A 23,332-nucleotide genomic window follows, 5' to 3' on the forward strand; every position below is an offset into this window, starting at 1 on the left:
CCGGCCCGGGCGTTGCCGCTGCGCCACCACGCTAAACCAGGGAAGGCTCACAGGCCGTACGTCTTGCCGATGATGTCCCGCTGGATCTCGCTCGTCCCGCCGTAGACCGTGGACACCACGGTGGCCCGCAGCAGCCGTTCCATGCCGTACTCGGTGGCGTAGCCGTAGCCGCCCATCAACTGCATCCCGTCGAGCGCCATGGCCTTCGCGAACTCGGTCGCCTTCAGCTTGGCCATCGAGGCCTCCCGGGGGAACAGCGCGTCCGGCCGCTCGTCGATGCGCCTGGCCACGTCGTGCACGAGCAGGCTGGTGCACTCCAGCTCGGTGGCGTGGTCGGCGATCCGGTGCCGCAGCGCCTGGAACGTGCCCACCGGGCGGCCGAACTGCTCCCGCTCCCGCACGTAACGCACGGCGTCGTCGAACGCCCGCCGCCCGGTGCCCAGCATGTTCGCGGCCAGGATCATCCGCTCGATGTTGAGCCCCGCCATCAGCTGGGGCCAGGCGTCACCCTCCACCCCGACCACCGCGTCGGCGGGCAGCACGCAGTCGGTGAAGTAGAGGTCGTTGACCTCCTTGCCGCCCATCGTCTCGATACCCCTGATCGCCAGTCCGTCCACATCGGCCGGTACCGAGAACATGGTCAGGCCCTCGTGCTTGCCTCCCTCCGTCGACGTCCGCGCCACCAGGAGGATGTGGTCGGCGATGTGCGCGTTGGAGCACCACGTCTTCTGGCCGTTGACCACCCAGCCTTCGGCGTGCTTGTCCGCCCGGCACGTCAGTGCGCCGACATCGGAGCCCGCGCCCGGTTCGGACATGGAGATCGACAGCACCTTGCCGCGCAGGAAGTCGCCGAGCACCTGCCGCTTCTGGGCCTCGCTGCCGAACCGTTCGTAGGCCGCGGCGGCGATCACGGAGGTGGCGAACCCGCCGATCGGCGCCTGCCAGTATCCGGTCTCCTCCAGGAACAGCACGAGGTCGGTCATGCCCCTGCCCGCTCCGCCGTACTCCCCGGGCACGGAGATGCCGAGCCAGCCGAGGTCGGCCATCTTCGCGTAGATCTCGGGATCGTGGGAGGCGGTCCTCGTCGCGGGAACCTCCCGGCGGCAGAAGTCGCCGATTGCGTCGACGAAGTCGCGCTGTTCCTGGCTGAGGGTGCGGGTCATCTCTTCCTCCTTGTGGTCACCTCTCGTGAGTGTTTTCCGTGGTTCTCACCACGTTTCTCACTCACGACACGGTCAGAGCAGGGTCACGTCGTCGACGAGCCAGCGGTCGTCCCGGTGCACCAGCGTCATCCGCATCCGGTTGCGGTCGACGCGCGGCTGGGGACTGTTGGTGTTGCTGATCGTCTGGTCCACGAACAGCAGGACCACGGCACTGTCCCGGTCGCCCGCGACCACCCCGGCCGCGAGCACCTCGCCCTTCGACACCGCCTCGTGCTCTTCGATGAGCTTCGTCAGGTTGTCGCCGACCTGCCGGTACTGCTGCGCGAATCGGTCGGTGGCGTGTTCGGTGACCCCGCGGAAGTTGCGCTCCAGGTCCTGGAAGTCGTACGAGGACAGGCTTGCCGCGAACCGTTCGGCCGCGGCCAGCGCCTCTTGCCTTGCGGCCTGGTCCGCCCGCAGGGAGAAGTGCTGGTACCCGAACACGCCCGCACCGCCGAGTGCCGCCACCACCGCGAGCGCGGCGAGCGCCGCCCGGAGCCTCCTCCTTCGCGCGTCCGGAGCCTCCGTGTTGTCCACAGTGTCCACAGGATTGTCCACAGTGCCCGATTCCGGTTCCTCGCGCTCCGATCGCGGGTGCGGTGCGGGCCGGTGTGGTGTCGTCTCGTTCATCAGCGCGCTCCTTGCAGCAGCAGGGCGGACCAGGATCGGGGCCCGAGAACGGCGCTCTGCCCGCCGTTCGTGCCCACGTCGAACGGCATCGCCTGCCCGGTGCCCGGGTCGTACGTGCGGGGTGCCGCCTCCGGGCGCGGCGCGTTCGCGGCGCCGCGCTGGGACAGCCGTGGTCCCGGCGGGCAGTGCCAGGAGAGTCCGGGTTCCCGGGGTTCGGTGTCCACCGGGGTACGGCGGGGTGTCTCGTTGTAGCAGACCGGACCCTGCGTGCCGACGAGGTAGAACTTCGCGGTGTCGCCCTCGACGATCCCGCCGAGCTCCGTCAGCGTGCCGGGCAGGGAGATCAGCAGCTGCTCCACCGCGGGCGCGCGGACGCTCACCAGCTGGCCGGTGGTGACCAGGTTGCCGAGCAGCGTGGTGAGCGCGGGCTGGTTCTCGGTCAGCAGGCCGGCGACGCGGCGCGTCGGTTCCGGAACCCGGTGCAGCAACTGGCGGATCGCCGGGTCGTGCTCCCGCAGCGCGTCGGTGAACCGGCGCATCGCCCCGGCGAGCTCCCGCAGCCGCCCGCCGTCCTCGCCCAGCAGCGCCCTGCCGTCGCGGATGATCCGGCGCAGCTGGGGTGCGCGTTCGGTCGCCAGCTCCAGCAGGGTCCCGGTGTTGTCGAGCACGCGGCCCAGCTCGGGGCCGAGACCGTCGAGACCGGTCGCCAGTGCTTCCCCGACCGCCGCCACGTCGTCGGCGGGCAGGCTGTCCGCCAGCGCCGTGAAGTCGGTGAGGAGCCGTTCGAGCGGCAACGGCCTGCGTGTCCGCTCCGCGGGGAGCACGTCGCCGCTGTCCAGGTACGGCGGCCCGTTCCCGGCGGGCCGCAGGTCGAGATGGGTGATCGCCATCGGCGTCGCCATGGTGACCACCGCGGTGGTGTCCGCGGGTACGCGCGTGCCCGGCGCGAGCGCGAGCGCCACCTCCACGCCGTCCCGCCCCGGCGCGAGCCGGACGGCGGACACGTCGCCGACGTCGACCCCCCGGTAGGTGACGCGGGAGGCCACGGTGAGGCCCCCGGTGTCCGGCATGCGCATGGTCACCCGGATCGGCGTGGCGAACGCGCCCGGCCCGGCCACGCTGGTGACGACGTAGTAGCCGCAGGCGAGCGTGATGACCACGAACAGCGCCAGCTGGGCGAGGGCGAGCCGGTTCCTCATCGCGTCCCGCCTTCCAGGAGCGCACCGGCCCCGCCGGGGGCGGGCTGGGCCCGGCCGGGGTCGGGGTCGAGCAGTTCCGCGACCGTGAGCGGTACGTCGAGGGTGCCGTCCAGCAGGAGGTAGTCACCGGGCGCGGCCTGCCGGACCAGCCCGGTGAACGTCCGCAGGTCGGCGAGGGTCCGGCCGAGGTCGGCGTCCAGCGAGGCCAGTTCGCCGAGCACCGGCCGCAGCTGTTTCAGCTGCGTCGTCAGCGCGGTGCCGGTCCGCTCGATCAGCCCGCCGGTCACGCGGCCGAGGGCGGAGACGTCGGCGAGCAGCGTGGCGAACCGCTCGCGCTCGGCGAGCAGCACGTCCAGCGCGGGCCGGATGTCGGTGAGCGCGGCCTCGATCGTCGGGGTGCTCTCCGCGAGCCGCGCCGAGACGGCGTGCATGGAGTCGATCACCGACGCGATCTCGCCGCCGCGCCGGTCCAGCGAGGCGAGCACGGTGTCCAGGCGCGCGAGCAGGTCGCGCACCTTCCCCGAGCGGCCGGACAGCGCGGCGTTCGCCTCCTCGACGATCGTGCGCACCTGGTCGATGCCGGAGCCGTTCAGCAGCGTGCCCACCGCGGCGAGCGTGTTCTCGACATCCGGGCCGCGGGCCGTCCGCGCCAGCGGGATCACCGGCCGCTCGGCGAGCGAGGGACCCCGCGCCGGGCCGGGAGGCGGCTCCAGCACCACGAACTGCTCACCGAGCGCCGAGGTGAGCTCCAGCCGGGCTCGGGTGCCCGCGGGCAGGTCCACGTCGGCGTGCAGCTCCAGCGTCACGACGGCCCGGAAGTCCTCGGTCCGGACGGCGGCGACCCGGCCGACGGCCGCCTGTCCGACCCGGACGGTCCCGCCGAGCGGCAGTCCGGAGACGTCGGTGAACTCCGCCGTGACGCGGTAGCCGGGTTCGCCGCCGGGACCGGCACCCGCCACGTTCTGCAGGCTCAACGCGCAGCCTGCGACCGGCGCCGTGCCGAGAACGAGGAGGGCGGCGAGGGCCACGAGCCGGGTTCTCATCCGCCACCGCCGTCCAGCGCCGCGTCCAGCCCGAGCGCGTCCGGGATCTCGGGCGGGAACGGGATCGGGTTCACGATGCCCGCCCCGTCGCACAGCGGCAGCGGGAGCCGCGCGCACAGCCGCGCGGTGGCCGGGAACTGGCTCAGGTTGGTGGAGATGTCGAGCCGGATGCGCAGCCTGCCGTCATCGGTCACCGCGCGGCCGAAGTTCTGCAGCGCGAGCGGCAGCGTGTCCAGTGTCTCCGCGAGGTCCCGCTGGTGGGCGACCAGCGTCGTGCTCAGGCTCGCCAGCCGCGACACGTCGGTGGTCAGCCGGTCGCCGTGCTCCCGCAGCAGGCGCCCGAGGGTGCCCAGGGCTCGCGACAGCTGCTCGACCGAACGCGCCACCGCGTCCCGTTGCGCGGCGAAGTCGCCCGCCGCCTGTGTCACGGTTCCCGCGATCGAGTCCACAGTGGACCTGTGGTCGGCGAGGATCCCGGTCAGCTGGTCGACCGCGTCGAGCACCGCGCCGATGTCGTCCGCGCTGCCCGCCAGCACGTCGGTCGCCCGCGCCACGTCGCCGACCGCGTCCCGGATCCGCTGCCCGTTGCCGCCGAGCGAGTCGGCGGCCTCGCTCACCAGCGCACCGAGCCCGCCACCCTCGTTCGCGCCCCGCGGTCCGAGTGCGACGAGCAGGTCGTCCAGGGAGGCCGCCAGCTCGTCCCAGGTGACCGGCGCGTGGGTGCGTTCGACGGGGATCACGGCGCCGTCGGCGAGCGCCGGACCACCGGTGTGCGCGGGGGCGAGCTCCACGAACCGGTCGCTGATCACGGCCGGGCTCATGATGTAGGCGCCTGCGTCGGCCGGCACCGCGGTGCCGCCCGGCAGGGTCATCGTGACGCGCACCGAGCCGCCCCTCGGCCGGACGGACTCCACCGTGCCGACCGGGACCCCGAGCACCGCGACGCGGCTGCCCGCGAAGATGCCGTCGGCCGTGGCGAAGTCGGCCGAGACCCGCAGCACCGGCTCCGGTCGCAGCAGGACCTGCCACACCGCGGCGGCGGCCAGCGCGAACACGCACGCGGCCGCGATCAGGCGGGTACGGATCGGCCCGGTCACCGGCACCCCTCCAGCAGCTTCACGACGCACAGCAGGTTGTCCGGCAGCGGCCCGGCGGGCCCGGCGACGTCGCCCCACGGGCCGTTGCCGGTCGCGTTGGCGAGGTAGCGGCTGCCCGGACCGAGCAAGCGCAGCGTCTCGGACAGCTCGCGTTCGGTGCGGCTCAGCGTGGCGGTGACCGCGTGCAGGTCGGACAGCAGCGGGTCGAGCAGCGGCTCGTTCTCCCGCAGCAGCTCGTCCAGCGCCGTGGTCAGCGTGTTGACGTCGGTGAGCAGGGTGCGGACGGTGTCCCGCCGGGAGTGCAGCACGTCGGCCACCAGGCGGGCGTCGCCGAGCAGGGCGACCAGGGTTTCGCGCTGGTCGAGCAGCGAGGTGGTCAGCGTGCGCACGCCCCGCAGCAGGGCCCGGAACTGGCCGCCCCGCTCGCCGACGACCTCGGTGGCGCGGCTGATGCCGGTGAGCGCGCTGCCGAGCAGGTCGCCGTCGGGTGCGGAACGGCGCAGCGTGCCGATCATCCGCCGCAGTGTCGGCAGGTCCAGCTCCGCCGTCGTGGCGGCCGCGTCCGCGCCGAGCTCGCCGAGGCTGTACGGCACCGCGGTGCGTGCCAGCGGGATCGTCGCGCCGTCCGCCAGCTCGCCGGGACCGGCGGGCCGCACGCTGAGGTGCCGGGTGCCGAGCACGGTCGCCAGCTTCACCGCGGCGCTGGTGCGCTCGCCCAGCGGCTGGCCGCCGTCCAGGCGGAAGCCGACGCGGACGCGGTCACCGGCCAGCTCGACCGCGGTGACCCGGCCCGCGGGGACCCCCGCGACGTACACCTGGTCGCCCTCGCGCAACCCGGCCGCGTTCGCGAACTCCGCGGTGTAGGCACGGGTTGAGGCCAGGAACGACACACGCGGTGCGGCCACCGCCACGGCCACGACGACCAGCAGCACGAGTGCGCCGAGTGCCCCGTCCACCAGCGGGCCGCGGCGGCGCGAACGGGCGGGCGCGCTCATCGGCACACCTCCGAATGCGGTCCCGTGCCCAGGCCGACCGGTTCGCCGCCGAGGTCGACGGCGAGGTCGCAGACGTAGACGTTGACCCAGGATCCGTAGTCGAGTGTGCGGTTCAGTGTCCGCGCGAACGGCGGGAACTCGCGCATGGTCGCCTCGAACTCCCGCTGGTTGCCCGTCAGCGTCCGGGTGACCGACCCGAGCCTGCGCACGTCCTCGGTCAGCCCGGGACCGATGTCGCCGAGCAGCCGGGTGAGGGAGCCCGCCAGCTCGGCCCCGCTGTCGAGTGCGCCCGCGATCTGGTGCCGGGTGTCGGCGGCGAACCCGGTCAGCTCGGCGAGGCTCGTCACCAGCCCGCGCAGGTCCTCGCGGTGGCTGTTCATCGTGTCGAGCACCTTCGTCAGGTTGTCCAGCACCTGCCCGATCACCTCGTCCCGGCCGCCGAGGGTCGTGGTCAGCGAGACGACCTTGCTGAGCAGCCCGTCGATCGACGTCGCCTCGCCCTGGAACACGGCGACGATCTCCTCGGCGAGCCGGTTGACCTCGTCCGGGTCGATCGCGTCGAACAGCGGCTTGAAGCCGTTGAACAGCGCGGTGAGGTCGAGCGCGGGGCGGGTGCGCTCGACCGGGATGGTCGCTCCGGGCGGCAGCTCCCCCGTCCCCTCGGTGAGGGCGAGGTAGCGGGACCCGAGCAGGTCGGCGTAGCGGATCACGGCCAGCCCTTCGGCCGGAACGCGCTGGTCCGTGCGGACGGCGAAGGTGACGTGCGCGCGTCCGTCCACAAGGGACAGATCGGTCACCTTGCCGACGCGGACCCCGGCGACCGTGACCCGGGATCCGGGTCGCAGGCCCTGCGCGTCGGTGAACACCGCATGGTAGGTGGCGGTGGGGCCGGGCAGCGGATCGGTCAGCGTGTTCACCACGAGCACGGCGGAGGTCGCGCACACGGCCGTGAACGCGAGGAGCTTGGCGACGGTCGCCCGGATCATCCCGGCACCACCACCCGGTTGCCGCGCACCATCGGGCCGAGCAGCAACGAAAGCAGGTCCGCCGACGGCGGCTGGTCCGCCGTGTCCCCGGCCGTGCCCCGCGGGTCGGGCAGCAGCGGCGCGAGCCGCCGCATGGTCTCCTGCTCGCGGGGGCCGCCGACCGGTCCCGCCGTGCCGCCCTCGGGTGGCCGCTCCTCCGGCTGCCGGTCCCGCTGCGGGGTCGTAGCACCGCAGTTCGGCCCGGCCATGCCCGGGTACCGGGGGCAGTCCGCCGCGGTGTACGGGTACGGGTCGTCCAGTGTCAGCGCGGCGGCGATGCGGAACCGGCCGGTGGCGAACACGCGCTTGCCGCCGTCGAGAAAGAAGTTCGCGGCGTCGACGGTGTCGCCGAACGCGCCGGGATGCCGGGCGAACGCCTCCGCCAGCGGGCCCGTGGCGTGGGTGAGCTGGACGAACCGGTCGGCGTTGTCCACGAGGAAGCGGCGCGAGGCGCCGGTCAGCTCGATCCCGGCGGACAGCAGCGCCGACAGCGAAGCCCGCTCGGCGACGACCGTGTGCGACAGCGCCACCGCGTTGTCCAGCGAGCGCAGCAGGTCGGGCGCGGCGGACGCGAGATCCCTGCCGAGCGAGGCGACCGCGTGCACGTCTTCGCCGAGCGAGTCGAGCAGCGGGGCGGCGTCCGCCGAGAGCGTGGCCGCCCGGTCGATCATGCCCCCGAGTTCGGCGCCGCGCCCGCGCAGCGCGTCCGCCAGCGCGGTGAGTGCCGCCTGCAGCCGCGCCGGGTCGAGGTCGTCGATCAGCCGGTAGAGGCGGGTGTAGGCGGTGTAGAGGCGGACGACGCGGCCCGAGTCGTCCGCGGGCAGCACCGCACCGTCGGCGAGGCTCCCGCTCGGCGACTCGCCTTCGGGCACGGCCAGGTCGACGTACTGGTCGCCGAAGACGGTGCGGGGGAGCAGGCGCACCTCGACGTTGGCGGGCACCTGCCCGATCGAGGCCGGGTCCATCCGCAGGGCCAGCCAGGACCGGTCGGGCTCGCCGTGGACGCTGTCCAGCCTGCCGACGACGGCACCCCGGAACTGCACGGGCGAGTTGGCGCGCACCGGGCCCGCCGACGCGGGCAGCGTGGTGGTGACCACCGGGTCGGTGGAGAACGCACCGCCGCTGTGGGCGATGGTCGCGGCGGCGGCCGTCACCAGCGTGGCCGCGATCGCGACTCCCCGCACCGCCAGCGAGGTGCGGCTCGGCAGGCCCCGGTCCGGCATGGCTACGCCCCCAGTCCCGGCAGCGTGGGCCGCAGCCCCCAGAACGCGATGGTGAGCAGCACGTCGAGCACCGTCACCGCGACGATGCTGGTACGCAGCGCCCGCCCCGCGGCCTTGCCGACACCTTCCGGACCGCCGGTCGCGTAGTAGCCGTACGCGCAGTGCACCAGCGTGATGACCAGGGCGAAGACGATCGCCTTGAGCAGCGAGAACAGCACGTCGGACGGCGTGAGCAGCAGGTGAAACCAGTAGTCGTAGGTGCCTGCCGACAGGCCCTTCAGGTGCACCACGGCCAGGCTCGTCGCGGCGTAGGAGGCGACCAGGCCCACCAGGTACAGCGGGATCACCGAGAGGAACGCCGCCGCCATGCGCGTGCTGACGAGAAACGGCAACGAGGGCACCGCCATCGTCTCCAGCGCGTCGATCTCGTCGGAGATCCGCATCGCGCCGAGCTGTGCCGTGAAGCCGGTGCCGACCTTCGCCGCGAGCGCGATGCTGGCGACGACGGGTGCGATCTCGCGCGTGTTGACGAGTGCCGAGAGCAGTCCGGTCATCGGGGACAGGCCGATCAGCTCGAGCCCGCGGTGGCCCTCCAGCCCGATCTGGGTGCTGGCCACGGCGGACATCGCGAAGACGACGCCGATCGTCCCGCCGCCCGCGAGCAGCGAGGCCGAGCCGAAGCTGATGTCGCCGACGTGCCGCAGCACGTGCCGCCAGTACCGGACGACCGCGGTGGGCAGGTGCCGCACCACCCGCCCGTAGAAGGTCGCGTGCGTACCGAGGCCCGCGAAGCCGTCGACCACGGGCCGCAGCGCGCGGGCCGGGGACACGGTGAGCGAGCGGGCCGTCATCAGTACGCCCCCCGCGCGGGCACGATCGCCGCGTACAGCTCGGTGAGCACCGTGTTCGCGACGAAGACGAGGACGAACGCGAGCACCACGGCCTCGTTCACGGCATGACCGACGCCGCCGGGACCGCCTTTGGCCGTGAGGCCCTTGAAGCACGAGACCAGCGCGGCGAGCACCCCGAACACGGCGGCCTTCACCTCGGCGACCAGGAAGTCCTCCAGCCGGGAGAATTCGGTCAGGCTGCCGAGGAAGCTGCCGGGCGAGTCGCCGAGCACCGCTACCTGGAACGTGAAGCTGGCGCCGATGCCCACGGCCATCACCAGGCAGGCCAGCGCCGTGCTGACCAGCACCGCCGCCAGCACCCTCGGCACGACGAACCGCTCGACCGCGGGGATGCCCATGACCTCCAGCGCGTCGACCTCCTCGCGGATGGTGCGGGCGCCGAGGTCGGCGCACATGGCCGAGCCACCGACGCCGGAGATCATCAGCGCGCAGATCAGCGGCGCGGCCTGCGCGACGATCACGAACGCCACCACCGCACCGCCGTACCCCTCGGCGCCGAGCTGACCCGCGAGCGAGCCGACGTTGAGCGCGACCACCACGCCGAGCGGGATGGTCACGAGCACGGCCGGGGTGGTGGTCACCGCGGCCAGGAACCACGTCTGCTCCAGCAGTTCCCGCCAGGACAGCCTGCGGCGCGCGACCACGCGGCCTGCCGCGGCGGTCGTGCGCACGGCGAAGGCCAGCAGGAGTCCCGCCTGGTTCAGCGCGTCCCCGACCGGTCCCCGCGCCGGTGGCGCGGCCAGGTTCATCGCCGTGCTCCGCGCTGCCGCAGCCGCGCCCTGAGGATCAGCGAGTAGGCGATCGGCGGGTAGCGCAGCGGCTCCGGCAGCCGCCGGTACACGGCACGCACCGTGCGCGCGAGCCGGTCGAGGTTCCTCGCGTCCCGCTCGGTCCAGGTCAGGTTCATCCGCTCCCGCAGCACCGGCGGCAGCGTGCCGACGGTGGTCAGCCGGACGACCCGCGCCGCGGGCCGGGAGAGCAGCCGCCACAGCGGGCGGGGCAGCAGGCGGCTCGGGCTGGCCGGGTCGGTGAGCGCGGCGAGGACGTCAGCCGTGCTCTGGTTGGCCTCCAGGGTCTCGTGCACGGTCCGGTCGAACAGCTCCTCGGCCTCGGCCCAGGTGGCGGCCATGTGGTGCGGGCGGATGCCGAGCGCGCGGCCGATCGCGCGGAACTCCCGCCACATCTGCTCCAGCTCGACGTCGTCGAGCGGGTCGCCGAACGTCGCGGCCGTGTCGACCAGGAACCTCGCCAGGGTCAGGTGCACCCAGGAGTACGCCTTCGGGTCGAGCGCGTGGTAGCGCCTGCCGGGTGCGCCAGGGCCGTTGAGGACGCCCTTGATGTTCCGGTGCACCTCCCGCAGCCTGCGGCCCTCGGCGTGCGCGCCGTGGCCCATGCCGTAGACGAACCGCAGCGTGGACAGGTGTGTGTCCCAGGCGCGCCGCCACGGCCGGTGCCGGAACTCCGAGTGGTCGAGTACGCCCTGCCCGACCACCGGGTGGGCGACCTGCAGCAGCAGGCCGGTGCCGGACAGCAGCACTCCGGGGGCGGCGGCGAAGTGCCGCCAGGTCACCGAACCAGGACCCGGCAGCGCCTCCGGCCGGGCGGGGGCCGTGCTCGCCATGGGCGCCTCCGGTGATTGCGTCGATGCGAATCTGGATTAACCTAGCTGTCTGACACGGGTCGTTGTCAAGAGTCATCGCCCGGTGCGGGGTACGGTGAAAAGTTAGACGTGGCAACGGTCCTGGCGACGGAGGAGCGATGGTGAGCGATCCGGTGGCCGGTGCCCCCGCTGCGGTGCGGCGTGGCCCCGATCGCAAATCACAACTCGCCCGCATCGCCGCGGACCTGTTCTGCGAGCGCGGCTACTACGCCGTCGGCCTCGGGGAGATCGCGACCGAGGCCGGGATCACCGGGCCCGCCGTGTACAAGCACTTCCGGAACAAACAGGCGATCCTCGCGCACGCCGCCCGCGAGATCACCGGGGCGCTCGAGGAACTGGTGGCCCGCTCCGGGGAGCGCACCGGGCCCGCGGCGGCGCGGCTCGACGCGTTGGTGCGCGACTGCGCGGGCCTGGTGATCGAGCGCAGGCGCAGCGTGCGGCTGTACCAGTGGGAGCGCCGCCACCTGGAACCCGCCGACCACGCCCGGTTCACCGCCGCGCTGCGCCACCTGGTCGGCGCGGTCGCCGGTCTGCTCGGGGAGACCAGGCCGGAGCTGTCCGGCACCGACCGGACGACCCTCGCCTCCGCGGTGCTCAGCGGGCTGGCCAGCCTCGGCACCCATCGCACGCCGCTCTCGGCGAAGGCCGCGGAGGCCGGGCTGCGTGGCGTGGCCTCCCGGGTGCTGGCCGCGGACCTGCCGCCCCGCGGGGCCGTCGTGCCGGAGCCCGACAGCGCCGGGCCGGGCGAGTTCGTGTCCCGGCGGGAGCGGCTGCTGGTGGCGGCGCCCAGGACGTTCCGGGAACGGGGGTTCCACGGCGTCACCATGGAGGACCTCGGCGCGGCGGCGGGAATCAGTGGCTCCAGCGTCTACCGGCACTTCGCGGGCAAGGCCGATCTGCTCGCGGCCGTGTACTACCGGGCGGCCGACCGGCTGACCGCGGCGATGGGCGTCGCGATCGAGCGGGCGAGGAGTCCGGAGGAGGCCCTGCGGGCCGTGATCGACGCCTACGTCGGGTACGCCTTCCGGCACGCCGACCTGGCCGCGGTCTACCTGTCCGAGTACGGCAACCTGCCCGCCGGCGACCGGCACGCCCTGCGGAAGGTGCAGCGCGAGCACGTCGAGCAGTGGGTGCGGCTGGTCGCCGCCACCCGGCAGGGCACGCGCGGGGCGCGGGTGCGGCTCGCCGTCCACGCCGCGCTCAACATCGCGCACGACCTGTCGATGAACCGCGCCCGCCCCGCCGACCCCGATCAGGTCCGGCACCTGGTCTCGGTGACCCTCGCCACCTGACCGCGAGTCCCCCGCTCAGTGCCGCGAGTGCTGCGTTCCGGACCGCCCGTTTCGCGAGCCTGAGTGCGGGACTCGCGTGCGTGGGCGGGGGACTCGCGTAGGCTGCGGTCGAGACGGCCTCCGAGGAGGACGAGACGAATGAAGAGTGGGATCCCGGAACGGGACGGGCATCGGGCGTTCGGTTCGCCGTCGTACCGCACGCCGGACCCGGTGACACGCGAGTTCGTCCGGCTCGCCGAGCGGCTGCTGGGTGCGCGCACCGTGGGCGACGTGCTGAAGCACCTGGTCGGCACCGCGGCGTCCGTCGTACCGGAGGCCGACCTGGTCAGCGTCACCCTGCGTACCCCGAGCGGGAACTTCGTGACGCCGGTCCACACCGACGAACTGGCGGTGCGGCTGGACGAGCTCCAGTACCGGTTCGACGAGGGCCCGTGCGTGGACGCCACCCGGGTCCCCGGCGAGGGGCTGGTCTACCAGGCCGACTCGGCCACGTGCGCCGCATGGCCCAGGTGGGGACCCGCGGCCGCCGAGCTCGGCGTGCGCAGTGTGCTCGCCGCCGGCCTGTTCCCCCTGGGCACCCCGCCGTGGTACGGCGCGCTCAACCTCTACTCGTTCCGGGCGAACGGCCTCGACGCGGTGGACCGGGACATCGCGATGCTGCTCGCGGCGCACGCCGCCACGGCGTTGCAGACCACCGACGCCGCCACCGCGGCCGAGCTGAAGGCGGCCCAGCTGCGGGAGGCCCTGCACAGCCGGGACGTGATCGGGCAGGCCAAGGGCATCCTGATGGAACGCAGGGGCGTGGACGCCGACGAGGCGTTCAAGATCCTCCGCGAGGCCTCACAGCACCTGAACATGAAGCTCACCGAGGTGGCGGGCATGCTCGCCGAGCACCGCGAGGAGATCTGACGGTCAGCGGCAGGTGAGCCCCGCGGGCGCGGGCGGTCGTTCCCGCCCGCGCAGGGCACGCAGCCGCCCCAGCAGCACCGGCCAGGAGAACGGTTTCGGCAGGAAGCCGTCGGCGCCGAGCGCCAGCACGTCCTCCTCGTCGCTCGCGCCGTCCCGCGCCGACGACACCAGGACGGGGGTCCACACGCCCGCGGCGCGCATGCGGCGGAGCACCTCGATCCCGGGCAGGCCGGGCAGGACCAGGTCGAGCAGCACCGCGTCGGCCGTCCCGGCGAGGGCGTGCGCGAGGCCCGTGATGCCGTCGGGGGCGACGGTGACGGTGTGTCCCTCGCGCTCGAGCGCGAACCGCACGATCTCCGCGAGCGCGGGCGCGTCCTCGATGAGGAGGATGTTCATGAGGCTCCTGCCGTCGCTGGTCCTAGCACGTCCTATGTGGAACCGATCGCGGACCGGCACCCAACCGTTACGATTCCGGAAGCGGTATCTCGTTTCCAGGGACTTTCGGCCCTGGGGCCGGGCGCCCCGGTTCCAGGACGGTGGACGGCAGACCGACGGGGAGGCCGACGGATGGGACTGCAGAGCATCTGGATCCGCACGCTCAGCGACGGGCTGGTCCGTGCCGACCAGGTCATCGGCGTGGACAGCCACCGCACGCCCGCGCTCACCGGCAAGCCCTCGCGCTGGCTGCTGGACGTCACGCTGGCGGTGCCCGCGGGCAGCGGGAACACCGACGGCTGGGATGTCGCCGAGCTGCACCGCACCCTCACCCAGACCGACTGGCACCCGGCGCAGGCCCCCGAGGACCTGGCGCGGCTGCTGAGCGGGCTCCGGCACCGCGACATCGCCGGGATCATCACCGCGGTGCCCGACCGCGACCGGATCCGCTTCGAGTTCCAGCGGTTCGAGACGACGGCCGACGGCGCGGACGCGGTCGAGGGCACCGCGGAGCCGCCAGGCTGACTCAGCGGTCGTAGTCGATCGCGACCTCGGCACTCGTGGCACGCGACTGGCAGGTCAGGATGGAGCCCCGGGACACCTCGTCCGCGCCGAGCGCGTAGTTCTGCTCCATCTGGACGGTGCCGGACAGCAGGGTGGCCCGGCAGGTGCCGCAGGCCCCTCCGGTGCAGGAGTACGGCGCGTCCAGCCGGTGCCGCAGGGCGCCCTCCAGCAGGGACTCGCCCGCCCCGACGTCGAGCTCGGTGGTCCGGCCGTCCAGCGTCACCGACACGGTCGCGGGTACCACGTCCGCGACCGCGGCGCCCGGCTCGGCGGTGCCGGTGAACCGCTCGCGGTGGACGTCCCCGCCCGGCACGCCCCGCTCGGTGAGCGCGCCCGCGATCCGGTCGGCCAGCCGTTCCGGCCCGCAGAGGTACCACGCGTCGGCCCCGGCGAGTTCCGGCCACAGTTCCGCCAGGCGCTCGGGCGTCAGGTGCCCGGCGACGGTCCGCTCGTAGCGAGGCACGTCGGGCGGCGTGAGCGCCTCGGCTCCGCCGTCGGGGCGGGAGTGGAAGTGCACGATCCGCAGCCTGCCCTCGAACCGGCGGGCGAGCATGGTGAGCTCGTCGGCGAACATGGTCGAGGCGCGGTCGCGGTTGGCGTAGAGCAGCGTCGCCCGGCTGCCGGGTTCGGCCAGCAGCGTGCTGGCCACGATGGAGATCACCGGCGTGATGCCGCTGCCCGCGGCGACCGCGGCCAGGTGGCGGCTGGTGCCCGGCCTCGGCGTGACGGTGAACCGGCCGGTGGGCGGCAGCACGTCCAGCTCGTCACCCGACCGCAACCACCGGAGCACGTGGTCGGAGAACGCGCCGCCCGGCACCCGCTTCACCGCGATCCGCAGCACCCCGGAGCCCGCCGCCGAGCAGAGCGAGTAGGTGCGGCGCAGCTCCCTGCCGTCGACCAGCGCCCGCACGGCGACGTGCTGGCCCGGCGTGAACCGGAACGTCTCCCGCAGGTCGTCCGGGACGACGAAGGTGATCGACACGGAGTCGGCGGTGAGCGGTCGCACCTCGGACACGCACAGCCGGTGGTAGCGGGGGCGGCCGGCTGCGGGCGGCTCGCCGCCGGGCGAGCCGGTGATCCCGCGCCACGCGCGGTACTCCCCGGGCGAGAGCGCGCGGCCCCATGCCGTCGCGATGGGTACGGCGCGGTCGAGGTAGTCCTCCTCGGTCCGCCGCCACGCCTGGATGTAGCGGTAGAACGGGATGGTCGGGTGGATGTGGTGCACCAGGTGGTAGTTCTGGTACAGCATCACGGGCGTGAACAGCCGTTCCCAGCCGACGCGGACCCGGGTGGCGCGGAACCGGTCGGTGCGCGCGGTGACGCCGAGGTCGTGGTGTGGCAGCCAGTCGAACCACCACGCGAGGATGCCCAGCCCGATCCGTTGCGGGATCAGGTAGATCACCGCCAGCTCCCACAGGTGCCCGGTGGCGATCACCGTGGCGAACACGGCGATCGAGGTGAACAGCATCACGGTGGCCTCGGCGACCTCGGCGCGCGGCCGGGTGCGCGTGCGCGGGAGGTAGAACCGCAGGTACCAGGCGTCGACGGTCAGCCAGCGCAGCGGCAACTGCCACGCGGGCCCGCGCTCGGTCCACGCGTCCGGGTCGGTGTGGATGTCCTCGTTGGTGTTGCGGTGATGCTCGATGTGGACGTACCGCACCATCGGGAACGAGCCCCACGCGGCGACGAACGGGATGGACAGCCTGCCGAGCAGCTCGTTGACCCAGGTCAGCCTGCCCGCCGCATGGTGGGTGGATTCGTGCAGCACGGTGAACATCGCGAAGCTCACGAGCGTGTGCAGCGGGATCGACAGCCACAGCCATTCGGCGCCGAAGCCGCCGAGCACCAGCCAGGTGGCGAGTGTCCAGACGGCGAGGTTCGCGGCGAACAGCAGGACGGTCGGCACGGCCACCCGGGGCAGCGCGATCCCGGGGTCGGGGACCCCGCGCCGGACGGCCGCGACCTCCGGCTCGCTGAGTACCGGACCTTCGGTGGTCACCGGGTTCACGACACCCCTCCCATGCTTGACACGGCACCGTTGCCTGGCCCCACTGTTTACACTCGTGCTGATTTTGTCAACACGATGGACATCCGTCTGGGTGCTGTATGCTGCGGGTGTGGTACGGGAGCGCGGTTTCCAGGCCGAGGTGCGCGCGTTGCTGCGGGACCGGCTGCTCGACGCGGCGGCCGACATCACCTGTGCCGAGGGCTGGGCCGCGGTGACGATGAGCCGGATCGCCGAGCGGGTGGGCGTCAGCAGGCAGAGCGTGCACAAGGAGGTCGGCACCAAGCAGGCCCTCGGTGAGGCGCTGGTGACCAGGGAGGCCGACCGGTTCCTCGACGGCATCGAGACGCGGCTGCGCGAGCACCCCGGCGACCCGGTGACCGGCGTCGCCTCGGCCGTCGAGTACACGCTCCGGACCGGTGCGGACAACCCGCTGCTCAAGGCCATCCTCGCGGCGCCCCATCCGGGCGCGGACGAGCTGCTGCCGCTGCTCGCGACCCGGCCGGAGCCGGTACTGCGGCGGGCCGTCACGGCGGTGCTCGGCTACGTCCGGCAGCAGTACCCCGAGCTGGCGGAGCGGGATCCCGGCCCGCTGGTGGACGCCGTCGTGCGGCTCACCCTGAGCCACCTCGCGCAGCCCCTCGGCCCGGCCGAGGACGCGATCGCGCAGGTCCGCCGGATCGCCGGGCTCTGGCTCTCCGCTTGAGCACCCGGACCGCGAACACCAGCCCGCTCGCGGCGAAGAACCCCGCCGTCAGCAGCAACCAGCGTTCGGCGAAGGGCTCCTGTGTCTGCCCGGTGGCCGCCAGGTAGGTACCGCTGCCGTGCTCGGCGATGCCCGGCAGGAACAGCAGCAACAGCAAGCCGGACGCGAGCACGGGCACCCGCAGGTGGTTGCGCAGCGACACCGAGGCGGACACGCGGCCCAGCGCACGGTCGGCGACCGTGTAGAGCGGGAACAGCAGCAGGTCGTGCAGCACCACGGCGCCGGCGAACCACAGCGCGATCCGCGGCAGCGCCGGGGCGTCGGACACGAGGAACACCGCGTAACCCGCGAGCGCCAGTGCGCCGAGCACGGCCGCCAGGTGCCAGGGCCCGGCCCCGTAGCGGAGGTGGGGACGGCCGGCCACGTCACGCCCTCCGGAACTCGATCGAGCGGACCCACTTGGTGTTGTGCACACCCGGCAGCGCGGGCACGATCACGCGCGCCGGGAAGCCGTGGTCCAGGGAGAGGTCGGCGCCGTTGACCCGCAGCGCCAGCAGCGAGTCGGCATGCAGCACCTGGTTGGCCTGCAACGTGGCCTGGTTGAACGCGCCGCCGCGCTGCAGCGACCGGACGTGGGCGGAGGCGGGGTCGTGCACGCCGGCGAGCTCGGCCAGATCCCGCAGCCGGACACCCGCCCAGTGCTGGGTGGTGGACCAGCCCTCGACGCAGGCGATCGGCAATGTCGCGGCGTGGCCGGGCAGCGCGGCCAGCCCGGCGCGGCTGAGCCGCACCGGTTCCGGACCGCCGAGCAACTCCAGTGTCCACTCCGGACCCACCTGGGTCGCCTCGATGCCCGCTGCGGCGGCGGTGCGGTTGACCTGGAAGTCGTTCGGCCCGGTACCGAGGTCGCGACCGCGGGGCAGCAGCAGTGCCGTGTGGCGCGCCGCGCCGCCGATCGTCTGCCCCACGGTGAGCGTGCCGACGAGCAGCGTGCCGCCCGCGACGATGCCGAGCGCGCCGCGCCTGCTCAGCGTGGCCGGCTCCGGGTCGGGGCTGACCAGCCCGTCGGGGTCGGCAGGCTCCGGCCGCGTCTCCGCGCGGCTCGTGCGCAGCTCCGCGCGCAGCGACCGCGACCGCAGCGCGCGGGTCATGCGCGGCAGTTTGAGGGCCACGTGGGAGACGAACCCGGCGAGGAACACCCAGGCGCCGTAGTAGTGCGCGGTGTAGAAGCTGAAGCCGAAGACGTAGTCGTACTGGATGTTCAGCACGCCGGTGACGATCTCGAACAGGACGCCGCCGACGAGGAGCAGCAGGGTGAACCGCTCGAGCGCCTGGGCGGGCGAGCGGAACGGGGGCCAGGTGAACAGCTTCGGGAGCACCGACCACAGCTTCGCCAGGACCACCGGCACCAGCATCAGCCCGAGGATCACGTGCAGGCCCTGGGTCAGGCGGTACAGCCACGCGGGATCGGTGGGCCAGTCGAACGGCGGCAACCGCAGCCAGCCGACGTCGGCCGGGATCGCCTGCCCGAACTGCGGCCCGTAGGCCGAGTAGGACAGCAGCCCGGTGATGGTGACGATCGGCAGCGTCACCAGCAGCACGACGGCGAGCACCGACGTGAGCCACGGCCCCCGGAGGGGGCTGCGCCACGTACCGGGCCGGAACGGGTTGGGCGGTCGCATCATCCCCAGCATCGCCGCGGGCGACGGGCCCTGCCAGCCGGTGCGCCGGTCCGTCCGCGTTTCGTAAGACCGCGTGTCCGCCGCCTGCGCTCACGTGTCCGCCGTCTGTGCTCACGTGTCCGCCGTCTGTGCCGCCTCCCGCGCGCCCCGGCGTGCGTGGATCGCGGACACGCGTACACAGATCGCGGACACGCGTGCGTGGACCGCGGACACGCGTGCGGGGGTCAGCGGTGCAGCAGGCAGGTCGTGGTGCCGTGGGCGATCAGCCTGCCTTCGTCGTCGGCGACCCTGCCCTCGGCGGTGGCCGTGCGGCGGCCGACGTGGATGGTCGTCCCGGTCGCGATCAGGCGGTGGCCGCTCGTCGGCACCGAGCGGATGTAGTTGACCTTGAGCTCCAGGGTGCCGAAGCCGACGCCGGCTTCCAGCGTCGAGTGCACGGCGCAGCCCATGGCCGAGTCGAGCAGGGTCGCGCAGATTCCGCCGTGCAGCGTGCCGAGCGGGTTCGCGAAGTCCGGCCGCGTCGCGAGGCTGAACACCGCCCTGCCGAATTCCAGCTCCTCGACGTCCATCCCGAGCAGGGTGCCGATGAACGGGGGCCGCTCCGGCAGTGCCGTCATCGCCCGCAGCGCGTCGAGTCCCGGCATGGTGGCCAGGCGGGACGCGAGATCCTGGATCGACTCCGTCGTCATGGGTCACCTCGATAGATCGATCGGTCTATGTCGTCGCATTCCAGCACGGGCAGACCGATCGGTCTAGAGTTGCGGGCGGAAGGAGACGGACATGACAGCCGGACCGCGGGACCGCCTGATCGACAGTGCCATCGCGCTGATCCGCGAGCGGGGAGTGCACGCCACCGGCCTCGCCGACCTGCTGGAGCACAGCGGCACCGCCCGCGCGTCGGTCTACCAGCACTTCGCCGGCGGGAAGTCCGGGCTGGTCGAGGAGGCGACCAGGGTCGCCGGGCTGCGGATGGACGAGTTCCTCGCCACCCTGCTCGGCTCGCGCGACCCGGTCGGCGCGTTGCGGTCGCTGGTGCGCTGGTGGCGGACGACGTTGCGGGAGACCGACTTCGCGGTGGGCTGCCCGGTCGTCGCCGCCGCGCTCGCCGGAGCCGACACGCCCTCGGCGCGGGAGGCGGCCGCGCAGGCGTTCGCCACCTGGGAGCGCAGGCTCGCCCGCGCCTTCGCGGCCGGGGGCCTGGACGGCGAGAGCGCGCGGTCGCTGGCCGGGTTCGTGGTCAGCGCGCTGGAGGGCGCGATCGTCCAGGCCCGTGCCACCCGCTCCGTGCGTCCACTCGACGACGCCGAGCGGCAGCTCACCTGGCTGGTCGGCGGCTACCTCACACCACCAGCGACGTGAGCGAGGGACTGGCGTGCGGGGCGGGGGTGTAGTCCCGCCACGCCTCCGCCATCCGGCGCACCGCCTCGGCCAGCCGGTCCGGCGGCTCCAGGAACGGCAGCCGCAGGTGGGCGCCACTCGCCCCGGACACGTCGAGCGAACCACCGGGCAGCACGGCGACGCCGCTGCGCAGCGCGCGCTGCGCGAACGACACCCCGTCCCCGTGCGGCAGGCGCACCCACAGCGTCTGCCCGCCGGGTACCGGCCGGAACTCCCAGTCGGGCAGCGCCGCGGACAGCTCCGCGCACAGCCGGTCGTGCCGCACCCGCAGCTCGGTCACGCGCTCGGCCAGCAGGCCGTCGAGGTCCGCCACGAGCTCGGCCGCGGCCAGCTGCCCGACGACGTTGCTGCCCAGGTCGTGGATGGCCTTCAGCCGGGCCAGCCGCATGACGAGCGCGGCCGACGCGCGCACCCAGCCCACCCGCAGGCCGCCCCACACGCTCTTGCTCAGCGAGCCGATCGTGATCCCGGTGCCTTCCGGCGCGAACGCGGCGAGTGGCGGGGGCGGCGGGCCGTCGAACGCGAGGTCGGCGAGCACCTCGTCGTCGATCAGCGGCACCCCCAGCTCGGCCGCGGTCTCCGCCAGCCGCCGCCGCGCGAGGTTGGGCAGCACCGAGCCGGTGGGGTTGTGGTGCGTGAGCACGAGGTACGCCGCCGACGGCCGGTCGCGCAGAGCGCGCAGCGTCGCGTCCAGGTCCAGCCCGTCGGCACCGGTGGGCACCCCGCGCAGGGTGGCGGCCGACTGCCGGAACACCTCCAGCGCGCCCGGGTAGGTCGGCGCCTCGACGAGCACCCGGTCACCCGGACCGACCAGCACGCCGGCCAGCAGGGACAGGGCCTGCTGGCCGCCGGAGGTGACGAGGATCTGTCCCGGATCGGTGGGCAGCCCGCGCGCGGTGTACCGGTCGGCGAGCGCCTCCCGCAGTGCCGGGTGGCCAGCCGGGTAGTAGCCGATGTCCCCGGTGATCGGCCGCACCAGCGCCTTCTCGTAGGCGTCGCGCACCGCCTCCGGCGCCGTGCTGACCGCCGCGCAAGTGAGCTGGATGACGTGGTCCGGCGCCTCCAGCAGGTGCGCGAACAGGGGGTTCGTGGTGTCCACCGGCCTGCCCGGATCCGGGCGGAGCGCCGCGGGCGCCACCCGGGTGCCGCTGCCCTGCCTGCGGACGATCTTGCCGTCCTGGCTGAGCAGATCGTAGGCGGCGACGACCGTGCTGCGGCCGACCGCGAGCGCGGCGGCGAGCGTGCGGTCGGCGGGCAGTGCGGTGCCCGGCCGCAGCTCACCGTCGTCGATCATCGCGCGCAGCCGCGCGGCGAGCAGGACGTAGAGCGGCCCTCGCCCGGCCGACCAGCGACCGAGCCGGGCGGCCAGCTCGGCTGCCGGAAGTGGCTTGTTCACCAGACCAATACTGGCGCATTGGCACTGGGTTGGACACCGGTTTTCCCGCGAGACTGCCCGCATGACCCACCACCGCGAGACCAGGGCCGTGCGGATGCCCGTCCCCGAGCCGCCCAGGGGCACCCCCGTCGCCGTGCCGCTGTACCAGAGCGCGATCTTCGGCTTCGCCGACCCGGAGTCGCTGGCCGGTGCCATGAACGGGCCGGAAGGCGACTTCGCCTACAGCGGCTACGCCAACCCCACCGTCCGCGCGCTGGAGGACGCGCTCACCGGCCTGGAAGGCGGCGCCGCCACGCTCGCCACCAGCTCCGGGATGGCCGCCACCAGCGCCGTCCTGCACTCCCGGCTGCGCGCCGGCGACCACGTGGTCGCCCAGCGGGCGCTCTACGGCGGCACCTTCGCCGCGCTGCGGGACCTGACGGACAGCTGGGGCGTCGAGGTGACCTACGTCGGCGGCGACGACCCCGCCGAGCTGCGGAACGCGCTGCGGCCGGAGACCAGGCTGCTGTGGCTGGAGACGATCGCCAACCCCACCGGCTTCGTCGCCGACCTGCCCGCGCTCGCCGCCGAGGCGACGGCGGCGGGGGTGACGACGGTGGTCGACAACACGTTCGCGACCCCCCTGCTCTGCAGGCCGCTCGAACACGGCGCCGACATCGTGGTGCACTCGGCCACCAAGTACCTCGGGGGCCACCACGACGTCGTCGGCGGCCTCGCCGTGTTCGCCGATCCCGACGAGTACCGCAGGACGTGGGTGCGTGCCATCGGGCTCGGCGTCGTCGCCGACCCGTTCGCCGCCTGGCTTCTGCTGCGCGGCCTGAAGACACTCCCGCTGCGGGTCACCCGGCAGTGCGCCAGCGCGGCCCTGCTCGCCGAGCGGCTGGCCGGGCACCCCGCCGTCGCGGCGGTGCACTACCCCGGCCTGCCCGGGCACGGCAGCCACCAGCGGGCGCGCAGGGTGCTCGACGGCGGGTACGGCGGCACGGTGGCGTTCGATCTGGCCGTGCCCGGCGCGGCGCACGACTTCCTGAAGCGGCTGGAGCTCGTGCTCAACGCGGGCTCGCTCGGCGGCACCGAGACGGTGGCCATGCACCCGGCCACCACGTCGCACCGCCACCTCGACGCCGAGTCGCTGCGGGCCGCGGGCGTCGGCAGGGAGCAGGTACGCGTCGCGCTCGGCATCGAGCACCCCGAGGACCTGTGGGCGGACGTCGAACAGGCGCTGCGGGCCGGATGATCGCGGGTCAGCGCGCTCCGGGCAGCTCACCGGTCGCCGTGACCGTGCCCGCGATCTCCCGCAGCTTGGTGTTCTGCCGCTGCGAGGCCTCGACCAGGACGGCGAACGCCTGCCGTTCGGAGATCTTGTAGCGTTCCATGAGGATGCCCATCGCCTCGCCGATCTCCTGGCGGGTGGCGATGGCGTCGCGAAGCTGGGCGTCGTGCTGGGCACTGGCGAGCGCGACCGCCGCGTGGGAGGCCAGCAGCCAGCCGACCTGTTCCGACCTCTCGTTGAAGGCATCGGGATCGGTGGAGTAGAGATCCAGCGCCCCGTACCTCTCGTCCTCGGTGAACAGCAGGAAGCCCATCATGCTCCCGATCCCGAGGTCCCGCGCCTTCGGGGCGAACCGGGGCCAGCGGTCGACGGTATCCGTCATGTCCGGGATCCGGTAGACCTCCTGCCGGTCACGGACGGCGTCGAAGCAGGGACCCTCCCCGCACTCGCCCTGCAGCCGATCGGAGTGCTCGACCAGTGATGAGGTCGCGGACAACGTGCGGACCCGGGTGCCGTCCAGCACGAGGATCCCCGCGTCGGTGCAGCCGTCGACGAGTTCGGTGGCATGGTGGCCAATGCGGTCCAGCGTGTCCTGAACGGACGGTTGGGTGAGCAGATCGCGTGCCATGTGGGCCAGCGCCGTAGCCAGCTCCTCCGGATCGCGCTTGCCCTGCATAGTGCCGTGCT

The 23,332-nt window shown here is 73.5% G+C and carries 24 protein-coding genes; 6 read left to right on the plus strand and 18 right to left on the minus strand.

The window, feature by feature from the left end; all coding sequences use genetic code 11:
* Positions 1 to 47: 47 nt before the first annotated feature.
* The 11 genes from B0I33_RS21355 to B0I33_RS21405 all read right to left on the minus strand — a co-directional run bounded on the left by B0I33_RS21355 (position 48) and on the right by B0I33_RS21405 (position 10,946).
* On the minus strand, positions 48 to 1,163 hold the full coding sequence (locus tag B0I33_RS21355; RefSeq protein WP_106180625.1) for an acyl-CoA dehydrogenase family protein: 1,116 nt from the start codon (positions 1,161 to 1,163) through the stop codon (positions 48 to 50).
* A gap of 72 nt (positions 1,164 to 1,235) precedes the next feature.
* Entirely contained in the window at positions 1,236 to 1,832 is a 597-nt protein-coding gene (locus B0I33_RS21360; protein ID WP_106180626.1) for a hypothetical protein, read from the minus strand.
* Complete coding sequence (locus B0I33_RS21365; protein WP_106180627.1) at positions 1,832 to 3,031, minus strand: MlaD family protein; 1,200 nt, start codon at positions 3,029 to 3,031, stop codon at positions 1,832 to 1,834. The genes B0I33_RS21360 and B0I33_RS21365 overlap by 1 nt, the downstream gene beginning before the upstream one ends.
* Positions 3,028 to 4,074, minus strand: a complete 1,047-nt coding sequence (locus B0I33_RS21370; protein WP_106180628.1) for an MCE family protein — start codon at positions 4,072 to 4,074, stop codon at positions 3,028 to 3,030. Before B0I33_RS21370 ends, B0I33_RS21365 begins: the two co-directional genes overlap by 4 nt.
* A complete protein-coding gene (locus B0I33_RS21375) occupies positions 4,071 to 5,171 on the minus strand; it encodes an MCE family protein (RefSeq protein ID WP_245900902.1) in 1,101 nt (366 codons plus the stop codon). Before B0I33_RS21375 ends, B0I33_RS21370 begins: the two co-directional genes overlap by 4 nt.
* Positions 5,168 to 6,166 carry an MCE family protein gene (locus tag B0I33_RS21380; RefSeq protein ID WP_106180630.1) on the minus strand — a complete coding sequence of 333 codons (999 nt, stop codon included), beginning with the start codon at positions 6,164 to 6,166 and terminating at the stop codon, positions 5,168 to 5,170. Before B0I33_RS21380 ends, B0I33_RS21375 begins: the two co-directional genes overlap by 4 nt.
* Positions 6,163 to 7,152 carry an MCE family protein gene (locus tag B0I33_RS21385; protein WP_106180631.1) on the minus strand — a complete coding sequence of 330 codons (990 nt, stop codon included), beginning with the start codon at positions 7,150 to 7,152 and terminating at the stop codon, positions 6,163 to 6,165. The genes B0I33_RS21380 and B0I33_RS21385 overlap by 4 nt, the downstream gene beginning before the upstream one ends.
* The gene (locus B0I33_RS21390) at positions 7,149 to 8,414 is read right to left on the minus strand and encodes an MCE family protein (RefSeq protein ID WP_106180632.1); all 1,266 of its coding nucleotides are present in this window, start codon (positions 8,412 to 8,414) and stop codon (positions 7,149 to 7,151) included. The genes B0I33_RS21385 and B0I33_RS21390 overlap by 4 nt, the downstream gene beginning before the upstream one ends.
* Before the next feature lie 2 nt (positions 8,415 to 8,416).
* Positions 8,417 to 9,265, minus strand: coding sequence for an MlaE family ABC transporter permease (locus tag B0I33_RS21395; protein ID WP_106180633.1), 849 nt, complete (start codon positions 9,263 to 9,265; stop codon positions 8,417 to 8,419).
* Positions 9,265 to 10,074, minus strand: a complete 810-nt coding sequence (locus tag B0I33_RS21400; RefSeq protein WP_106180634.1) for an MlaE family ABC transporter permease — start codon at positions 10,072 to 10,074, stop codon at positions 9,265 to 9,267. Before B0I33_RS21400 ends, B0I33_RS21395 begins: the two co-directional genes overlap by 1 nt.
* The gene (locus tag B0I33_RS21405; protein WP_106180635.1) at positions 10,071 to 10,946 is read right to left on the minus strand and encodes an oxygenase MpaB family protein; all 876 of its coding nucleotides are present in this window, start codon (positions 10,944 to 10,946) and stop codon (positions 10,071 to 10,073) included. The genes B0I33_RS21400 and B0I33_RS21405 overlap by 4 nt, the downstream gene beginning before the upstream one ends.
* Before the next feature lie 137 nt (positions 10,947 to 11,083).
* Here B0I33_RS21405 and B0I33_RS21410 point away from each other — a divergent pair, with 137 nt between their 5' ends.
* Both B0I33_RS21410 and B0I33_RS21415 read left to right on the plus strand, forming a co-directional pair.
* Positions 11,084 to 12,277, plus strand: a complete 1,194-nt coding sequence (locus B0I33_RS21410; RefSeq protein WP_106180636.1) for a TetR/AcrR family transcriptional regulator — start codon at positions 11,084 to 11,086, stop codon at positions 12,275 to 12,277.
* Between the two features lie 138 nt (positions 12,278 to 12,415).
* Positions 12,416 to 13,186, plus strand: coding sequence for an ANTAR domain-containing protein (locus B0I33_RS21415; RefSeq protein WP_106180637.1), 771 nt, complete (start codon positions 12,416 to 12,418; stop codon positions 13,184 to 13,186).
* Positions 13,187 to 13,189: 3 nt separating this feature from the next.
* On the opposite strand, the gene B0I33_RS21420 is transcribed toward B0I33_RS21415, so the two are convergent.
* Entirely contained in the window at positions 13,190 to 13,582 is a 393-nt protein-coding gene (locus B0I33_RS21420) for a response regulator transcription factor (protein WP_106180638.1), read from the minus strand.
* 171 nt (positions 13,583 to 13,753) lie between these two features.
* Between B0I33_RS21420 and B0I33_RS21425 the strand changes: the two genes are divergently transcribed.
* Positions 13,754 to 14,146, plus strand: a complete 393-nt coding sequence (locus B0I33_RS21425) for a hypothetical protein (RefSeq protein WP_106180639.1) — start codon at positions 13,754 to 13,756, stop codon at positions 14,144 to 14,146.
* A 1-nt stretch (position 14,147) separates the two neighbouring features.
* On the opposite strand, the gene B0I33_RS21430 is transcribed toward B0I33_RS21425, so the two are convergent.
* Complete coding sequence (locus tag B0I33_RS21430) at positions 14,148 to 16,184, minus strand: fatty acid desaturase (RefSeq protein WP_245900905.1); 2,037 nt, start codon at positions 16,182 to 16,184, stop codon at positions 14,148 to 14,150.
* A gap of 118 nt (positions 16,185 to 16,302) precedes the next feature.
* On the opposite strand from B0I33_RS21430, the gene B0I33_RS21435 reads away from it, so the two are divergent.
* Positions 16,303 to 16,896: a TetR/AcrR family transcriptional regulator gene (locus B0I33_RS21435; RefSeq protein ID WP_245900907.1), complete on the plus strand. Its 594-nt coding sequence runs from the start codon at positions 16,303 to 16,305 to the stop codon at positions 16,894 to 16,896.
* Here B0I33_RS21435 and B0I33_RS21440 read toward each other — a convergent pair.
* The 3 genes from B0I33_RS21440 to B0I33_RS21450 form a co-directional block, all read right to left on the minus strand.
* Positions 16,805 to 17,320: a hypothetical protein gene (locus B0I33_RS21440; protein ID WP_106180641.1), complete on the minus strand. Its 516-nt coding sequence runs from the start codon at positions 17,318 to 17,320 to the stop codon at positions 16,805 to 16,807. The two genes, B0I33_RS21435 and B0I33_RS21440, sit on opposite strands and share 92 nt — an antisense overlap.
* A 1-nt stretch (position 17,321) precedes the next feature.
* Positions 17,322 to 18,578, minus strand: coding sequence for a molybdopterin-dependent oxidoreductase (locus tag B0I33_RS21445; RefSeq protein WP_106180841.1), 1,257 nt, complete (start codon positions 18,576 to 18,578; stop codon positions 17,322 to 17,324).
* A gap of 224 nt (positions 18,579 to 18,802) precedes the next feature.
* Positions 18,803 to 19,267 carry a PaaI family thioesterase gene (locus tag B0I33_RS21450; protein WP_106180642.1) on the minus strand — a complete coding sequence of 155 codons (465 nt, stop codon included), beginning with the start codon at positions 19,265 to 19,267 and terminating at the stop codon, positions 18,803 to 18,805.
* 91 nt (positions 19,268 to 19,358) lie between these two features.
* Between B0I33_RS21450 and B0I33_RS21455 the strand changes: the two genes are divergently transcribed.
* Positions 19,359 to 19,937 carry a TetR/AcrR family transcriptional regulator gene (locus B0I33_RS21455; RefSeq protein WP_106180643.1) on the plus strand — a complete coding sequence of 193 codons (579 nt, stop codon included), beginning with the start codon at positions 19,359 to 19,361 and terminating at the stop codon, positions 19,935 to 19,937.
* Here B0I33_RS21455 and B0I33_RS21460 read toward each other — a convergent pair.
* The gene (locus tag B0I33_RS21460; RefSeq protein ID WP_245900910.1) at positions 19,918 to 21,372 is read right to left on the minus strand and encodes an aminotransferase-like domain-containing protein; all 1,455 of its coding nucleotides are present in this window, start codon (positions 21,370 to 21,372) and stop codon (positions 19,918 to 19,920) included. The two genes, B0I33_RS21455 and B0I33_RS21460, sit on opposite strands and share 20 nt — an antisense overlap.
* Before the next feature lie 61 nt (positions 21,373 to 21,433).
* Between B0I33_RS21460 and B0I33_RS21465 the strand changes: the two genes are divergently transcribed.
* Entirely contained in the window at positions 21,434 to 22,609 is a 1,176-nt protein-coding gene (locus B0I33_RS21465; RefSeq protein ID WP_106180645.1) for a trans-sulfuration enzyme family protein, read from the plus strand.
* A 7-nt stretch (positions 22,610 to 22,616) separates the two neighbouring features.
* Here B0I33_RS21465 and B0I33_RS21470 read toward each other — a convergent pair whose 3' ends face one another.
* Positions 22,617 to 23,321 carry a GAF and ANTAR domain-containing protein gene (locus tag B0I33_RS21470; RefSeq protein WP_106180646.1) on the minus strand — a complete coding sequence of 235 codons (705 nt, stop codon included), beginning with the start codon at positions 23,319 to 23,321 and terminating at the stop codon, positions 22,617 to 22,619.
* Between the last annotated feature and the right edge of the window lie 11 nt (positions 23,322 to 23,332).

This window comes from Prauserella shujinwangii, from assembly GCF_003001955.1.
Classification (GTDB): domain Bacteria; phylum Actinomycetota; class Actinomycetes; order Mycobacteriales; family Pseudonocardiaceae; genus Qaidamihabitans; species Qaidamihabitans shujinwangii.

Bases quoted from the DNA above. Each gene is read 5' to 3' on its own strand.
- B0I33_RS21355 (WP_106180625.1), bottom strand. From the start codon at position 1,163: ATGACCCGCACCCTCAGCCAGGAACAGCGCGACTTCGTCGACGCAATC.
- B0I33_RS21360 (WP_106180626.1), bottom strand. From the start codon at position 1,832: ATGAACGAGACGACACCACACCGGCCCGCACCGCACCCGCGATCGGAG.
- B0I33_RS21365 (WP_106180627.1), bottom strand. From the start codon at position 3,031: ATGAGGAACCGGCTCGCCCTCGCCCAGCTGGCGCTGTTCGTGGTCATC.
- B0I33_RS21370 (WP_106180628.1), bottom strand. From the start codon at position 4,074: ATGAGAACCCGGCTCGTGGCCCTCGCCGCCCTCCTCGTTCTCGGCACG.
- B0I33_RS21380 (WP_106180630.1), bottom strand. From the start codon at position 6,166: ATGAGCGCGCCCGCCCGTTCGCGCCGCCGCGGCCCGCTGGTGGACGGG.
- B0I33_RS21385 (WP_106180631.1), bottom strand. From the start codon at position 7,152: ATGATCCGGGCGACCGTCGCCAAGCTCCTCGCGTTCACGGCCGTGTGC.
- B0I33_RS21390 (WP_106180632.1), bottom strand. From the start codon at position 8,414: ATGCCGGACCGGGGCCTGCCGAGCCGCACCTCGCTGGCGGTGCGGGGA.
- B0I33_RS21395 (WP_106180633.1), bottom strand. From the start codon at position 9,265: ATGACGGCCCGCTCGCTCACCGTGTCCCCGGCCCGCGCGCTGCGGCCC.
- B0I33_RS21400 (WP_106180634.1), bottom strand. From the start codon at position 10,074: ATGAACCTGGCCGCGCCACCGGCGCGGGGACCGGTCGGGGACGCGCTG.
- B0I33_RS21405 (WP_106180635.1), bottom strand. From the start codon at position 10,946: ATGGCGAGCACGGCCCCCGCCCGGCCGGAGGCGCTGCCGGGTCCTGGT.
- B0I33_RS21410 (WP_106180636.1), top strand. From the start codon at position 11,084: ATGGTGAGCGATCCGGTGGCCGGTGCCCCCGCTGCGGTGCGGCGTGGC.
- B0I33_RS21415 (WP_106180637.1), top strand. From the start codon at position 12,416: ATGAAGAGTGGGATCCCGGAACGGGACGGGCATCGGGCGTTCGGTTCG.
- B0I33_RS21420 (WP_106180638.1), bottom strand. From the start codon at position 13,582: ATGAACATCCTCCTCATCGAGGACGCGCCCGCGCTCGCGGAGATCGTG.
- B0I33_RS21425 (WP_106180639.1), top strand. From the start codon at position 13,754: ATGGGACTGCAGAGCATCTGGATCCGCACGCTCAGCGACGGGCTGGTC.
- B0I33_RS21445 (WP_106180841.1), bottom strand. From the start codon at position 18,578: ATGCGACCGCCCAACCCGTTCCGGCCCGGTACGTGGCGCAGCCCCCTC.
- B0I33_RS21450 (WP_106180642.1), bottom strand. From the start codon at position 19,267: ATGACGACGGAGTCGATCCAGGATCTCGCGTCCCGCCTGGCCACCATG.
- B0I33_RS21455 (WP_106180643.1), top strand. From the start codon at position 19,359: ATGACAGCCGGACCGCGGGACCGCCTGATCGACAGTGCCATCGCGCTG.
- B0I33_RS21465 (WP_106180645.1), top strand. From the start codon at position 21,434: ATGACCCACCACCGCGAGACCAGGGCCGTGCGGATGCCCGTCCCCGAG.
- B0I33_RS21470 (WP_106180646.1), bottom strand. From the start codon at position 23,321: ATGCAGGGCAAGCGCGATCCGGAGGAGCTGGCTACGGCGCTGGCCCAC.